A 15,364-nucleotide genomic window follows, 5' to 3' on the forward strand; every position below is an offset into this window, starting at 1 on the left:
GACCAAGTATTTAGGAAACTACTTGGGCTGGCACAGAATGCTGGACCGACATAAGTACCGGCCCAGCTCTGAGCAGTGTCTGTTCGAAGCTGTTGGGTGGGGTTCAACAGTTACTTAGGACACAGCCCTTTTTTGTGCCTGCCGGTGCCTGCGCCAGTCTGCACCGATCCATCAGGTCAGATGATCCCCGCCGTCGGAACTCGGGTATCCTAGGGTAAGGCGCAGCGAATGGGAGAGCCACAGGGTGCAGGACGGGATCTGGCAAAAGGCGGTGATGGGTGCATTGATAGGGTTGAGTGCGGTGGCAGTCTCCCTGCCTATGTTGTCCCTGACTCAGGGGTTTGGCGCCCTGCTGCCCGCAACCTCCTGGTATGCGGTGTCGGTGACCGGCGACGCCCTGCTGGCGTATGCCCCCATGTGGTTGTTGCTCGCCGGGCTGAGTTATCGCCTTGGCACCCTGGAGTCCGGAATCTGGCTGGCGGTGGGGGCGGCGGCAGGTACCTATCTGGCGTTGCCGTTGCTGGTGGGCAGCAGTTGGTACCTGGCCAGCTGGATCTGGTCTCAACCCACCGCACTGATGGCTCAGCTTCTTGGAGTCTGTATGGGGATTCTCTTAGCCAGGCGCTGATCACTGGCTGGCCAGCTGATCCCTCATGGCGTCATAGTCCAGCAGATCCACATGCTTCTTGATCTGCTTCTCATCCATGTCTAGCTCCAGGGTGGTGACCCCGGGGATGGTCAGTTCGATGGTCTTTCCAGGTTTGCCAAACAGATCGCCCCGACTGCGGTAGCGATAGGTGCCGATCAGCACCACCAGGGAGCCCGAGTGGAAGATGTGGTCCGGCTCAAAGCTGTAACTCAGGGTGTAGACATGGATACGCCGCAGGAAGGTGAGGATATCGGTGGCGCCAGTCACTTTCTTGCTGGCGGTCTTGTCCTCGAACACCGTCTCCCGGCTGTAGAAGCGGTTCAGGCTGTTATAGTTCCTGCCGGTCAGGGCCAGGATATACTCCTGCGACAGACTTATCGCTTCAGGCACCGCCGGTTCGGCGGGTTCTGAGCTGGCCGGTTCATCAGGCACGATGTCGGCGCCGGCGGCCCAGGCGGTGGACGGCAGCAGCAAGGCAAGAACAATTCCGAGGATCAACGCGGGCACTACTACTCCTTGGGCAGGTCATTGAGTTCGAACGCGGGCAGAGAGAGGCGCCAGTAGATGGCGGAGACCCGAATCGCCAGGGCGCCGCCCATGGCGATCAGCATCGCCGGAACCTGCTCCACATCCATTTGAATAGAGATGGTATACAAAATACCACCCACGATGGAAGCGGTGGCGTAGATCTCTTTCCTCAGTACCAGAGGCACTTCCCGGCAGAGGACATCGCGGATCATTCCCCCCACGACGCCGGTCATCACCCCCATCATCACGGCGATCAGCGGTGAGGCGCCAAAGCTCAATGCTTTCTGGGCACCGATGACGGTGAACAGGGCCAGGCCGAAGGCGTCCGCCATCTGGAACCAGAGGCCGGAGAGTCGTCGTGGGCAACGGACCAGCAGCATCACCATCAGGGCGGTAAGCAGTACCACCCAGATGTAGTTGGTGTCATGGATCCAGAAGACCGGGGTGGCCCCCAGTATGGTGTCGCGCACGGTGCCACCGCCGATGGCGGTGACCGCCGCCAGGACGGTGACGCCAAAAGGATCCATTCTCAGCCGGCCAGCGGCCAGGGCACCGGAGACGGCGAACACCGCGGTGCCAAAGAGATCGGCGTAGTAGACGAAGTCGGTCACAATGATGCTTCCAAAGTGGCGATTACAGGGCGCCGTTGAGGGCCATGGCCAATGCTCCCCCTCCCAGCAACAGCAGGGAGAGCCACAGCCAGCGGGCCAACAGCAGCAGCTTGTCGGCTCTGAGCAGATGGTGAGCGGCCGGCGTCTGGGACGGACCCAACCTGGGGCGTTCCAACCGGCGATCCTCCAGCATCCAGGGGCCGCCGAGCTGGGCACCCAGGTGGTGGGCCATGGCAATCTGTGGCCAGTGGGCGCCCCCGGGCAGGGCCTGCTGGACCCGCTTGAGCTCATGCCAGCCCGCCAGGGGGCGGCCATAGAGGCTGAGGGTCAGGGCCAGCAGGGCATTAACCGGCAGTTGCAGCCAGTGGCTGCATCGGGCGACACCCTGGCCAAAAAAACGGGTTCTGGACTTTAACGGTGTCCATTGACGGGCCAGTTGCTGAATCAGCCAGATGGCAAAGGCCAGCTCCAGCCCCACCAGGGGGTAGAACAGCAGCCAGCTGAAGGTGGCGGTGGCCTCATGAACCAGCCGGCTCTCGATGCCCGCCTTGACCAGCCCCACCTCACTGAGGTTGTCGGTACGCCTCAGGGTAAAGGGGGCCAGAGCCTGCCGGGCTCGGCCTTTCTGACCAGACTGCAGCTGGCTGACCATCGCCCTGTGCTCCAGTTGCTGGGCACGGCCAGGCAGGCAGAGGGCGATGAGCAGAATGTGAAACGGCTCAGGGTAGGCTGCCAGGGAGACCAGTGCCCACAGCACGCCTGTGGCGGGCAGCAGGATGATCATCATGGAGAGCAGCCCGGCGAGCCTCTGTTGGGCCCCGTCCCGGTAGGGGTGGATCACCTTATCCGCAATGGCGTCAGCCACCGTGCCCAGCTTGTGGGCCAGTAGCCAACGGTCCGGCAGCAGCTGATTGATCAGCACCGCCACCCCCAGTATCAATGGGGGGGCCAGCCAGGGATAGAGGGGGCCCAGGATGCCTTGCATCAGTGGCTGAGCTTGTCCAGCATGGCGATCACCACCTTGGCGGAGTGCTCGCCGGCCTTGACGATGAAGCTGTCGAAATCGACGGCGGAATCGTCGTTGGCGTTGTCGGAGATGGCGCGAATCACCACGAAGGGCATGTCGAACTGCTGACAGGTCTGGGCGATGGCACCGGCCTCCATCTCACAGGCGGCCATGGCCGGGAAGTGGGACAGCATCACCTTGGTGCGCTCCGGATCGGCGATAAAGCTGTCGCCGGTGCAGATCAGGCCCTCGATCGCCTTCACCTCGCCGACTTCGGCGATGGCGGCCTTGGCAGAATCCACCAGGTCCTGGCAGGGCAGGAAGGCGGCGGGCTGGCTGGGCAGCTGACCCATCTCGTAGCCGAAGGCGGTGACGTCCACATCGTGGTAACGCACCTCGCTGGAGATCACCACGTCACCGATGGCCAGCTCACGGGCGAAACCGCCGGCGGAACCGGTATTGATCACTGCGTCCGGGGCGAAGCGCTCAATCAGCAAAGTGGTGGCGATGGCGGCGGTGACCTTGCCGATGCCGGAGCGGGTGACGACCACGTCGGTCCCATTGAGGGTGCCGGAGTAGAACTCGATGTTGGCAATGGTGGTCACGGTCAGGTTGTCGATGTGGCTGCGCAGCAGGGCAACTTCCTGCTCCATGGCGCCGATAATTCCGATCTTCATCTTCAGGCTATCTGTTTCCGGGAAAAGTGTGGCGGGCAGTGTAGCATAACCCAACCGGAAATTAGCCCCTTTTGGAGGGCCGGACGGCCAAACAAAAAGGGCGGCCAATGCCGCCCTTTGGGGAGTTACCTGACTGGACTAAGCCTGGTCGTCGAGCATGTCCAGGATGCCGGTGGCACCGTGGCGGCCCTCGTCGATGGCGGTCACCACCAGGTCGGATCCGCGCACCATGTCACCGCCGGCGAACACCTTGGGGTGACTGGTCTGGAAGGCGTACTTGCCCTGACTTGGGGCACTGACCCGGCCCCAGTCGTCGGTGAGGATACCAAACTCGCCGAACCAGGGCGCCGGGCTGGGCTGGAAGCCGAAGGCGATCAGCACGGCATCGGCCTCGAGGATATGCTCCGAACCCTCCACCGGCTGTGGACGGCGACGGCCCTGTTCATCCGGCTCACCCAGCTCGGTGTGGCAGCAGCGCACGCCAGTGACCTTGCCTTCGGCATCGGTTTCGATGGCCAGAGGCATGCGGTTGAACAGGAACTCCACCCCCTCCTCCCGGGCGTTGGTCACCTCACGGCGGGAACCGGGCATGTTGGCCTCATCCCGACGGTAGGCACAACTGACCTGAGCGGCCCCCTGGCGCACGGCGGTGCGCACACAGTCCATGGCGGTGTCACCGCCACCGAGGACCACCACCCGCTTGTCCGCCAGATCGACGAAGGGGTGCTCACAGGGGTAGTTTTCTACCGCACTGGTGTTGGCGATCAGGTAGGGCAGGGCCTGGAATACGCCATCGGCGTCTTCACCGGGCAGCCTGGCCTCCATCGCCTTGTAGGTGCCCATGCCCAGATAGACGGCGTCGTATTGATCCAGCAGATCCTGGAAGGCCAGGTCTTTGCCAATCTCCACGCCAAGACGGAACTCGATGCCCATCCCCTCCAGCAGGGTGCGACGGCGGCGCACCACCTCTTTCTCCAGCTTGAAACTGGGGATACCGAAGGTGAGCAGGCCACCAATTTCAGGCTGACGATCGTAGACCACCGCCTTGATGCCGTTGCGGGCCAGCACATCGGCGCAGGCCAGGCCGGCAGGTCCGGCACCGACGACGGCCACTTTTTCGTGGCGGGCTTCCACTTCGGACAGGTCCGGTTTCCAGCCCATGGCGATGGCGGTGTCGGTAATGTATTTCTCCACATTGCCGATGGTGACGGCGCCAAACTCATCGTTCAGGGTACAGGCGCCTTCACAGAGTCTGTCCTGAGGGCAGACCCGGCCACACATCTCCGGCAGGGCGTTGGTCTGATGAGACAGCTCCGCCGCCTCCAGGATCCGCCCCTGCTTGGCCAGCTTCAGCCAGTCGGGGATGTAGTTGTGTACGGGACACTTCCACTCGCAGTAGGGATTGCCGCAATCCAGACAGCGATCGGACTGCTCGGCAACCTGTTGCTGCTCGAAAGGTCGGTAGATCTCGACAAACTCCTGCTTTCGGGTAGTGAGCGGAGCCTTCTCGGGGTCGTGGCGATCCACCTCAAGAAATTGAAATACGTTGCTCATCTTCACTCCTTAACTTGCCTTGACCTGCAGTTGCTGGCTCTGCTCCAGCGCCATCAATTCGCCCAGTTGGCTCGCCTTGGGTTTGACGATGCGGAACTTGGGCAGCCAGTTGGTGAAATCTTCCAGGATCTCGGCGGCACGCTCGGATCCTGTGGTTTCCAGGTGCTCCTCCAGCAGGCGCTTGAGGTGCAACTGGACCATGGGCTCGACCACGGGCAGGGCTTCCACCAGCTCCTTGTTGAGGCGTCGGTCCAGGTAGTTCTTCTGGTCGAAGACATAGGCGAAGCCGCCGGTCATGCCCGCGCCGAAGTTCACCCCGGTGCGTCCCAGAACCATCACCACGCCGCCGGTCATGTATTCACAGGCGTTATCGCCACAGCCCTCGATCACCGCGATGGCGCCGGAGTTACGCACCCCGAAACGCTCCCCGGCGGTGCCGGCGGCAAACAGCTTGCCTCCGGTGGCGCCATAGAGGCAGGTGTTGCCGATGATGGCAGACTGGTGGCTGCGATAGGCCACGCCGGGAGGCGGGGTGATCACCAGGCGTCCGCCGGTCATCCCCTTGCCTACATAGTCGTTGGCGTCACCGGCCAGGGTCAGGTTCATCCCCTCGACGTTCCAGACGCCGAAGCTCTGGCCGGCGGAGCCGTTGAAGCGGATATCCAGAGGCGTCTCACGCAGTCCCTGGTTGCCCCACTTGGCGGCGATGTAACCGGAGAGCGAGGCGCCGACACTGCGATCGGTGTTCTGCAGAGTCAGCTGCCAGCCGGCACTCTGACGGGCGTCCACCGCCTGCTTGGCCAGTTCCAGCAGCTGCTGGTTCTTCAGTCCCTTGTCGTCCGGGTAGTTGCGCTCGGTGCAGAACAGCTCGGTATCGCTGCCTGCGGGCACACTGGCCAGCACAGGGGAGAGATCCAACTTGGCCTGGCGAGGGGTCTCCCCGGGCAGCTGGGTCATCAGATCAGTGCGGCCGATAAGCTGGTTGAACTCGGTTACGCCCAGCTTGGCCATGTAGTGGCGCAGATCCTCGGCCACGAAGCGGAAGAAGTTCTCCACCTTTTCCGGGGTGCCGTTGTAGTGATTGTTGCGCAGATCTTCACGCTGAGTGGCCACGCCGGTGGCGCAGTTGTTCAGGTGACAGATGCGCAGGTATTTACAGCCCAGGGCGATCATCGGGGCGGTACCGAAGCCGAAGCTCTCCGCACCCAGCAGGGCCGCTTTCACCACATCCAGGCCGGTCTTCAGGCCACCGTCCACCTGCAGGCGAACCTTGTGGCGCAAGCCGTTGGCCACCAGGGCCTGCTGCACTTCCGCCAGGCCCAGCTCCCAGGGGGAGCCGGCGTAGTGGATCGAGGTCAGAGGGCTGGCCCCGGTACCGCCGTCGTAACCGGATACGGTGATCATGTCGGCGTTGGCCTTGGCCACGCCACAGGCGATGGTGCCGATGCCTGGCTCAGACACCAGCTTCACCGAGACTCGGGCCTTGGGGTTGACCTGCTTGAGATCGAAGATCAGCTGAGCCAAGTCTTCAATGGAGTAGATGTCGTGGTGCGGCGGCGGCGAGATCAGGGTGACACCGGGGCGCGAGTAACGCAGGGTGGCGATCTCTGTGCTCACCTTCTTACCAGGCAACTGGCCACCCTCTCCGGGCTTGGCGCCCTGTGCCACCTTAATCTGGATGACGTCGGCGCTCATCAGGTAGGCGGCGGTCACGCCAAAGCGGCCGGAGGCCACCTGCTTGATGCGGCTGTTGCCCGGGCTGTTGAAGCGGCGCGGATCCTCGCCCCCTTCACCGGAGTTGGAGTGGCCGCCGAGGCGGTTCATGGCGATGGCCAGGGCCTCATGGGCTTCTGGAGCCAGGGCGCCAATACTCATGGCAGCGGTGTCGAAGCGCCAGAACAGCTTGTCTGCACCCTCCACCTGATCCAGGGCCAGGCCCTGCTGCGGTGGGGTCAGTTTGAGCAGATCCCGCAGGGTCGCCACCGGACGGGTGTCCACCAGCTCGCAGTAGTGGTCGTAATCCTTCTGATTGCCACTAGCGACCGCTTTTTGCAGTGCCTGGACCACGTCCGGGTTAAAGCAGTGGTACTCACCGCCATGGACAAACTTCAGCAGGCCACCGTGGCCAAGAGGCTGTCGCGCCTTGAAGGCGGCCTGATGCAGCTGCTTCTGGTCCTGCTCCAGGTCCTCGAAGTCGGAACCTTGGATGCGGGAGGTGACGCCGTGGAAACAGAGGTCGATCACCTCGCTGGAGAGACCCACGGCCTCGAACAGACGGCTGCAGCGGTAGCTGGCGATGGTGCTTATCCCCATCTTGGAGAGGATCTTCTGCAGACCCTTGTCGATGCCGGCACGATAGCCCAGCAGTCGGTCTCGCAGCTCCGCTTCGTCACCCTGCTGACGGGCCAGGGCGTCGATGGACTCGTAGGCCAGATAGGGGTAGATGGCGGTGGCACCGAAGCCGAGCAGCACCGCGAAATGGTGAGGGTCGCGGGCTGAGCCGGTTTCCACCAGGATGTTGGTGTCACAGCGCAGGTTGGTGTCCACCAGGCGCTTCTGCACCGCGCCCACTGCCATGGCTGCAGGCACCAGCAATTTGTCCTTGGACAGCTTGCGGTCGGAGAGCACCACCATGGTGGCGCCGTCTCGAGCAGCGGTTTCCGCTTCGGTGCACAGGCGGCAGATCGCCTGCTTCAGCCCTTCGGACTCGTCGTAGTTCAGGCTCAGGCTGACCGAGCGGTAATGCTCGTTGTCCAGGGCCATCAGCTGGGCAAAGTCGGAGTAGAGCAGCACCGGCGAGTCGAAGATCACCCGGTTGGCGTGACCCGTGGTCTCGTTAAACAGGTTCTGTTCCTTGCCGATGCAGGTGGCCAGGCTCATCACGTGCTTCTCGCGCAGCGGGTCGATGGCGGGGTTGGTCACCTGGGCAAACTGCTGACGGAAGTAGTCGCAGATGTGGCGTTCCTGCTTGGAGAGCACGGCAATGGGGGTGTCATCCCCCATGGAGCCGATCGCTTCCTGAGCCCCGGAAGCCAAAGGCCAGAGAATCTCCAGCAGCTCTTCGCGAGTGAGGTTGAACGCCTTCTGGTACTGGGTCAGTTGGGCACTGGAGAGGTCGCCGCACCCCAGGGCGCTGGCATCCAGCTGTTGAGGCGGGATCAGTCGTTTGGAATTGATGCGCATCCACTCGGCATAGGGGTGGCGCTGCTTGAGATCCTCATCGATCTCGAACGAGCGCATCAGGCTGCCGGTGAAGGTGTCCAGCACCAGCAGTTCACCCGGGCCGACCCGGCCCTTCTCAACCACCTCATCGGGCTGGTAGTCCCAGATCCCCACTTCGGAGGCCAGGGTCAGGATGCGATCCTTGGTGATCACATAGCGGGAGGGGCGCAGACCGTTGCGGTCAACGGCACAGGCGGCGTGACGACCGTTGGTCAGTACCACTCCGGCAGGGCCATCCCAGGGCTCCATGTGCATGGAGTTGAAGTCGTAGAACGCCTTGAGCTCCTCATCCATCTCAGGATTGGACTGCCAGGCGGGCGGGATCAACAGACGCATGGCGCGTTTGATGTCCATACCTCCGGCCAGCAGCAGCTCCAGCATGTTGTCCAGGCTGGAGGAGTCGGAGCCGGTCTCATTCACGAAGGGCGCCGCGTCTTTCAGATCCGGCAACAGTGGCGAGTTGAACTTGTACGCCCGGGCGCGCGCCCACTGGCGGTTTCCGGCAATGGTATTGATCTCACCATTGTGGGCCAGGTAGCGGAAGGGCTGGGCCAGTGGCCACCTGGGCTGAGTGTTGGTGGAGAAGCGCTGGTGGAACAGGCAGACGGCACTTTCCATCCTCAGGTCCGCCAGATCCGGGAACACATTGGGCAGGTCGGCAGGCAGCATCAACCCCTTATAGACCACCACCTGACCTGAGAGGCTGGCCACATAGAAGTCCGGGTCGTCCTGAAGCTGCTTTTCAATGCGGCGGCGGGCCATGTAGAGGCGGCGCTCCAGGTCCCGGGCACGCCAGCCTGCGGGAGCATTGATGAAGATCTGGGCGAAGGCGGGCACGCAGGATGCGGCGATGCTGCCCAGGACAGATTCGTTGACCGGCACGTCACGCCAGCCAAGGACTGACAGAGTCTCTCTGCCAAGCTCCTGCTCTATCAGGGTGCGCGCGTGCTGGGCCCGAACCGGGTCCTTGCTCATCATCAGCATGCCCACGGCATACTTGTTGGACAGGCGCCAGCCCTGCTCTTGGGCAAGGTGGCGGAAGAAGCCGTCGGGCTTCTTCATCAGCAGTCCGCAGCCGTCGCCGGTCTTACCGTCGGCACCCACGGCGCCACGGTGTTTCAGGCGATCCAGAGCCTGGATTGCGGTACGGACAATACGGTGACTGGGCTCGCCATCCATGTGGGCAATGAGCCCGAAACCACAATTTTCACGCTCAAAATCAGGCTGGTACAACGACATTCCCTCTCCTCCGCGTCGTGCAAAACTGACTACTACTAACACATAATTATGCAGGTGAACGATTCAAAGTACCTAGGCTGGGTACAAAGGTCAAACGATGCACCATTCTGGTAAGTTGGGCGAGAATGGAAGCATTCACAACCTATATCGTCGCCTTATAACCGGTTTACAGAGCAAACATTCTGCTATTTCGGTCAATAAACTGTGCGCTGACGCAGAAACTTCTTCCTCTAGCAGATCCAGATCCTGTTAACCAGCTCAAATATGGAGATAGATCACGCTGGCGATTGGGAGTCGCCAGGGGGCAAGGCTGAATAATCATTCGAAATATTGTGCAAAGCTGTGATCGGGATCCTGCGTTGGGCCGGTTCCCTTTAGGTACAATGGCCCGTTTTCCCAATTTTGGAGCAGTCATGGGGCTGGATCAGTACGTTCACACTCTGGGTAATCACATGAAGGCCCGCTACGGTCAGAAGATCCATAAGCTGACCATCGATGCCAGCTTCACCTGCCCCAACCGGGATGGCACCCTGGGCCGGGGTGGTTGCACCTTCTGTAATGTGACCTCATTCAGCGCCGAGGCCGGGCAGGGGAAAAGTGTGGCGGTGCAACTGGCCGAAGGCAAAGCCCGCCGAGGCGACTCCAAGCGCTACATGGCCTACTTCCAGGCCTATACCTCCACCTATGATGAGTATCAGGTGCTTAAGCGGAGATATGAAGAGGCCCTGGCGGTCTCTGACATTGTCGGCCTCTGCGTCGGGACCCGACCGGACTGCGTGCCGGACTCGGTACTGGAGCTGTTGGCCCAGTACCGGGAGCAGGGGATGGAGTTGTGGTTGGAGCTGGGGCTTCAGTCTGCCCACGATGACACCCTGAAGCGGATCAACCGAGGACACGGGTTTGATGTCTACCGTGACACGGTAGAGCGGGCACGTGCCATGGGGCTGCAGGTGTGTACCCACCTTATTATGGGCCTGCCTGGCGAAGGTCCGGAGCACGCCTTCGAGACTCTGGATCGTGTGCTGGAACTGGGTGTGGACGGACTCAAGCTTCACCCGCTGCACGTGGTGCAAAACAGCACCATGGCCAAGCAGTATGCCGCGGGTCGCCTGCCCCTGATGGACGCCGACACCTATATGGATACCGCCGCCGAGATGATTCGCCGTACCCCGGAATCGGTGGTGTTTCACCGGATCAGCGCCTATGCCAGGCCACCGGAACTGGTTGCCCCCCAATGGTGCGGGGACAAGTGGTTGGCCCTCAACGGTATCCTGGATCGCCTCAAGCGGGATGGGGGCCAGGGCAGCGCCCTCTAACCGATGTGAAAAAGGCCGCAATTGCGGCCTTTTCTCTTTCCGGAATCAGTCTCAGGGTTGATACCCGTTTTCGACACCCTTGCAGGTCACCGAGACGGCGTCATGGGCGTGCAGACTTTCCAGATGATTGACGCGCAGCCAGAAATCCTGGAACCGCTGCTCTTCATTGAGGGCGGTCTTCAGACGGCGGGCGGCATCTTCCACAAACATCAGGTTCTGACCGTTGAGGCGGGCGAACTCCTGCTCATCTTCCCGTTTTACCGCGGCCTGAACCGGGGTCGCCAGGGCGCCTTCGATGCGATCCACCAGGTTGACCAGAGGCAGTGCCTCCAGTTTCTCATCCAGCTTGACCCAGACCTGAGCCAGGCTACGCTGGCTGTGAGGCGTGGCCACCACGCCCTGGGTGGTTCCCAGCCACTGGTGCACCTCCTCGGCGGTGAGGGTCTGCTGGCTGGCAAACTGATTGTTGAATGCTTCCTGAATCAACTGGCGGGCCAGTGCGGCGGAGCAGGGGCAAGTGGAGGAGTAGGCGACTTCGACGCTCATCTCCAGAGACAGTTTGCCCTGATTCAGGCTGCCCACCAGTGTCACCGGGTAGGCACGCCAGCCGCTGTTTTCAGACAGCAGAGAGTTACGACGCAAGTGATAGTCGAAACTGATCTTCACCTTGGCGCGATCGGACAGCGCTTCGTGGGAGGAGATGAAGTCGTCCAGCAGAGATTTGAGGCTGGCAAGGGTCAACTCACCATTGAGAGACAGCTGGTCCAGGGCCAGATAGAGGCGCGACATGTGGATCCCCTTGGCCTGGGGATTGGGCAGGTTCACAAAGGCCTCCACCTTTGCGGACACTGAGCGGGACTGGCCGTCGTCGGCTTTAACCGTCAGTGGAAGTTCGATGTTGCTCATGCCCACCCAGTCCAGGGTGCCGCCCACCTGGGCTTTGGCACTGCTCGCTACATCGGGCATTGTTGTCGCCATGGACACAGACTCCGTCAATTATCTAACCCTCAAACTGCTTAAGGGCGGGATTGTAACATGGGGTGCGACGTTCGCCGCGAAAAACTTTGGTGTTCCGCTCGATTGCATCAAGCGGCTTTTTCGACCAAAAGCGCCCGGCAGGGCCGGGCGTTCAGGGGGGAATGGCCCCGCTCAGGGCAGGCAATTTACCGCAGTGAGCCTAGGGATCTCAACCATGGACTTTGTGGGGCTTTGGCCAGGCCGGCGAGGGCCTCAGCGGCCTCGGTGCGATCCTTGAAGCTGCCCCACAGAACCTGATACCACCCGTTACTGAAGTGTATGTGGGCATCGCTGCCCAGATTCAAGCCCTGTATCACCTGCTGGGCACTGGTTTTTTGACGGGTTGCGGCGATCTGCCAGGTGAGGTTGCCCTGCGGCTGCCCGGTGACCCAACCGGTTTCCTCACTCAGAGTGTCCATGCCACTGGCCTGCAGCAGTTGATACTGCGCCTGAAGTTCTGATACGGATCGGACCAGAGGCAGATCATTGGCAAAATCCTTGGGGATGTCCCGCAGTCCATACTGAGCCGAACGCTCACTGGGGAAGCGCCCGCTGAGCAGCAGGTACATCGGCTTGCCGTCACGCACAACCGGCAATTGGCTCAGTGACAGTGAGGGGTAGCGTTTCTTGAGGGTGGTCAGGTCCCAGGGACGCCGACTGGCTGCCAGCTGCAGAGTAAACTCCCTGGGGTCCATGGCCATCACGCCGCTGGGGACGGCTTGGGGCACCTGTGCCTTGGGGGTTGGTGGCTGCGGTTGTACCGGTGCCTGTCCCAAACGCTCCATCAGGGCGGCCTGCTCAACATACCCCACCTTGATGTCCTGGCGCTGGTGATCCAGAGGCTTGCCGGAGATCGCCACAGGGTAGAGGGGCTCCTCCATCAGTACCCCCTGGTTGTCCAGCACCGCCGGATCAGGCTGAAGCAGATAGTAGCCGGGTTTGATGTCGTCAAATCGATACTCACCTCTGGGGCCGGTGACCAGGCTGGCCAGGGGTTGGCGATGGAGATCCTTAAGCACCAGAGGAATGCCGGAGAGCCCTTCGTTGCTGTTGTCCCGCAGTACCCGGCCCTCCAGGTCCGTCAATCGCACCAGGGGCAGATCCAGGGCCACCAGTTTGCCGGTGACCGGCATCGCCTGTACCGGGCCATCTCGAAGCACCAGGTCCGAGGGCATAAACTCAGGCTCTACAGCGATTCGGTAGAGCTGATTGGAGGGCACCTGAGTCAGTTTCACCAGACCGGTATCATCACTGGGGGAGTGGGGCAGCCCAGGCGCCGTCAGCATAGGCAGACCTGCCAGGGGGCGGTCACTGGGGTCGAAGCGTCCATTGTTGTTGATGTCTTCAAACACCCTAACCTGAATGTCAGACAGCTGAGGGCGGTAGTCCACCCCTTTCAAGCGTCCATCCTGATAGTTGAGGGCCACGGCGCTGGTGGCCATGACCTGCCAGTCGCCGCGGGTATTCACCTCCCCTTCCAGGCCTAGGGTCAGCCATTGCCAGGTCAGGGAGAAACGGTGGCCCAGGCCGAAACGACTCTTACTGTCCAGAGGATCCTGGTAGTAGAGCTGGGTCTGATTGTTGACGCCCCGCCACGGTCGCCAGCGCAGGGTGGTCAGGACCTCCCCTATCCCCTCGCCGGTCTGATAGTTCAGGTGGCCAGAGAGGTTCCAGCCCCGCATCGGGGTATCAAACAGCAGCTGGCCGCTAAGGCGCCGAGACACATCATCGAAGCGGGTGTCGTAGGCCAGATAATGGGTCAGATTGAGTCCGGCAAGCTGGGTGCTGAGGCGGTTATCGAACAGGAAGCCGCTGCCCATCTCTGTGTCCCGGAAAGCGGTGCCAAACTGGTACTGCAGGCCTGCGGCCTGGGGCAGAGCCCCTTCGATCTCGAAGCGGGTGGCACGGCGGACCTCCACCAGCTCCCCGGGGGTGCTGCGACTGGATTGAAAATCCCCAAAATCGTTGTGGGTGAATCTCAGGCTGTGGTCTGTGCCAAGCAGGGTTTGCCAGCCCAGGGCGTAGGCGCTGTCGCCTTCGGCCTCCATGGCCGCTTCGGCAAACCAGGTGCTGTCGGCAAAAAAGAGGGTAGCCCGGGTGCTGAAGTAGTCGCGGTTCTCTATGACTCCATCTTCCCGCACGCTTTGCTGACTGTATCCCACCCCCAGGGTCAGGCTGTCGGTGAGGCCATAGTCCACCCTGGCATCATAGGCCCGTCGCAGCCCCAGGCTGGCGAGTTCTCCATCACTCTTATGGGTAAACAGGTTGCTGGTCTGGTCGATGTAGAATCCGGAGTAGCTGACCTGTCCGGCAGCCAGGGTCGCGCCGCCACTGTGAACCGTGCGCCGCCTCACCAGGTACTCGCCATTGGGGCCGAACAGGTGCAGCTCAAACAGGTTGGAACCCTCGAGCAGGGGCAGGTTGCTGAACTGGTAGTGGTTGTCCTGGTCTGCGGTGGTGACTCGCATCAGGGCGCCGTTTCGGTAGAGGTTGACCGACCATCCTTCGGGGGCGTTGCCTTCGATGACGGTGCGGCCAAACCTGGCCTGGTCCCGCTGTTGGGCATTACCGAACACCACCCCCTGACCCTCTATCTGGCCGTGGATCAGGTTGTCTCCGAAGTAGCGAACGTCCCCAACCTGGTATCCCCCCAGTTGAAAGGGCATCAGTCCGTCCAAGTCGCCAAAATCCCGGGAGATGCGCAGTCGGAAGCGTTCATCCTCTCCCTGGGTGCGTCCGGCGCTGAACTCATAGGAGTGCATGGCCAGATCGCCCTGGGCGAACAGGTTGAACATATAGTCTTCGGTGACAAAGTCCTCACCGGCCAGATCTGCCTCCCCCTGCAGGTAGACCAGGGGAGGGGTGGAGAGCCGATAGTCATGGGGGTGCTGAGGGTCGAAACTGGTCTGGGTCAGATCCTTCTGTTCATTGGGATCCGCGGTGACCTGATTCAGGGTGATCGCCTGGTCCACCGCCGGCATGGGGATGACCCCTGACGCATTGATGGTTTGGCGCAGGTTCTGAATGTTGAGGGTTAAAGGCAGCAGCTGCTGGATAAATTCCGGTGGCAGGTAGATATCCAGGTTATTCCGCCCCCAGATCATCTCAGGTGCCACGGTGATCTGCTTGAGCCCTCGCCTGGCCTTGTCCTGATTGAGGTCCAGCATCAGGTTGGCGTTTTCTCCCTGGATCCAGCCGGAGGCGGTCAGGGCATGGGGGTCTACCTTGACGTCGATGCCCAGTGATGCAGCCAGCCCCTGAAGGGGCAGCAGCAGCTTCCCCCGATAGAGGTAGACGGGGAGCTGATCGGTCAGCTGGACACCTCTGGCGTGAAGGGTGAAGGGCCGAAGATTCTGATTGGGAAGGTCTATCTCTTGGGAAAAGGCGTTAACGCCGTAACAACTCAACAATCCTGACAGAATTAGGCTAACAACTCGCATCAAACCAACTACGTTCGGTATATAACTGCCGGCGATGATAGCACCATTCATTCAGATTCATGGGTGTAAAACCAATAATTTACAATGGTTAAATTGTCCTGCTGT

At 61.5% G+C, this 15,364-nt stretch carries 10 protein-coding genes; 2 read left to right on the forward strand and 8 right to left on the reverse strand.

What is annotated here, in order from left to right:
• Positions 1–244: 244 nt before the first annotated feature.
• A complete protein-coding gene (locus tag ACN0RV_RS17650) occupies positions 245–628 on the forward strand; it encodes a hypothetical protein (RefSeq protein WP_417349688.1) in 384 nt (127 codons plus the stop codon).
• On the opposite strand, the gene ACN0RV_RS17655 is transcribed toward ACN0RV_RS17650, so the two are convergent.
• From ACN0RV_RS17655 to gltB, 6 genes are all read right to left on the reverse strand, one after another.
• Positions 629–1,156, reverse strand: coding sequence for a nuclear transport factor 2 family protein (locus ACN0RV_RS17655; RefSeq protein ID WP_417349690.1), 528 nt, complete (start codon positions 1,154–1,156; stop codon positions 629–631).
• 2 nt (positions 1,157–1,158) lie between these two features.
• On the reverse strand, positions 1,159–1,788 hold the full coding sequence (locus ACN0RV_RS17660) for a trimeric intracellular cation channel family protein (RefSeq protein ID WP_417349692.1): 630 nt from the start codon (positions 1,786–1,788) through the stop codon (positions 1,159–1,161).
• Between the two features lie 22 nt (positions 1,789–1,810).
• A complete protein-coding gene (locus tag ACN0RV_RS17665) occupies positions 1,811–2,773 on the reverse strand; it encodes a cobalamin biosynthesis protein CobD/CbiB (RefSeq protein WP_417349694.1) in 963 nt (320 codons plus the stop codon).
• Positions 2,773–3,471: a 5'-methylthioadenosine/S-adenosylhomocysteine nucleosidase gene (mtnN, locus tag ACN0RV_RS17670; RefSeq protein WP_417349696.1), complete on the reverse strand. Its 699-nt coding sequence runs from the start codon at positions 3,469–3,471 to the stop codon at positions 2,773–2,775. Before mtnN ends, ACN0RV_RS17665 begins: the two co-directional genes overlap by 1 nt.
• A 138-nt stretch (positions 3,472–3,609) precedes the next feature.
• Complete coding sequence (locus tag ACN0RV_RS17675) at positions 3,610–5,025, reverse strand: FAD-dependent oxidoreductase (protein WP_417349698.1); 1,416 nt, start codon at positions 5,023–5,025, stop codon at positions 3,610–3,612.
• A 9-nt stretch (positions 5,026–5,034) separates the two neighbouring features.
• Complete coding sequence (gltB, locus tag ACN0RV_RS17680; RefSeq protein ID WP_417349700.1) at positions 5,035–9,486, reverse strand: glutamate synthase large subunit; 4,452 nt, start codon at positions 9,484–9,486, stop codon at positions 5,035–5,037.
• Positions 9,487–9,899: 413 nt separating this feature from the next.
• Here gltB and ACN0RV_RS17685 point away from each other — a divergent pair, with 413 nt between their 5' ends.
• Positions 9,900–10,802: a TIGR01212 family radical SAM protein gene (locus ACN0RV_RS17685; RefSeq protein ID WP_417349702.1), complete on the forward strand. Its 903-nt coding sequence runs from the start codon at positions 9,900–9,902 to the stop codon at positions 10,800–10,802.
• Between the two features lie 51 nt (positions 10,803–10,853).
• Here ACN0RV_RS17685 and folE2 read toward each other — a convergent pair whose 3' ends face one another.
• Together folE2 and ACN0RV_RS17695 are read right to left on the reverse strand one after the other, a co-directional pair.
• On the reverse strand, positions 10,854–11,780 hold the full coding sequence (gene folE2 / locus ACN0RV_RS17690) for a GTP cyclohydrolase FolE2 (protein ID WP_417349703.1): 927 nt from the start codon (positions 11,778–11,780) through the stop codon (positions 10,854–10,856).
• 185 nt (positions 11,781–11,965) lie between these two features.
• Entirely contained in the window at positions 11,966–15,226 is a 3,261-nt protein-coding gene (locus tag ACN0RV_RS17695; protein ID WP_417349705.1) for an SPOR domain-containing protein, read from the reverse strand.
• Positions 15,227–15,364: the final 138 nt, after the last annotated feature.

This window comes from Ferrimonas sp., from assembly GCF_048263965.1.
GTDB lineage: Bacteria > Pseudomonadota > Gammaproteobacteria > Enterobacterales > Shewanellaceae > Ferrimonas.

Bases quoted from the DNA above. Each gene is read 5' to 3' on its own strand.
- ACN0RV_RS17675 (WP_417349698.1), bottom strand. From the start codon at position 5,025: ATGAGCAACGTATTTCAATTTCTTGAGGTGGATCGCCACGACCCCGAG.
- mtnN (WP_417349696.1), bottom strand. From the start codon at position 3,471: ATGAAGATCGGAATTATCGGCGCCATGGAGCAGGAAGTTGCCCTGCTG.
- ACN0RV_RS17665 (WP_417349694.1), bottom strand. From the start codon at position 2,773: ATGCAAGGCATCCTGGGCCCCCTCTATCCCTGGCTGGCCCCCCCATTG.
- folE2 (WP_417349703.1), bottom strand. From the start codon at position 11,780: ATGGCGACAACAATGCCCGATGTAGCGAGCAGTGCCAAAGCCCAGGTG.
- gltB (WP_417349700.1), bottom strand. From the start codon at position 9,486: ATGTCGTTGTACCAGCCTGATTTTGAGCGTGAAAATTGTGGTTTCGGG.
- ACN0RV_RS17685 (WP_417349702.1), top strand. From the start codon at position 9,900: ATGGGGCTGGATCAGTACGTTCACACTCTGGGTAATCACATGAAGGCC.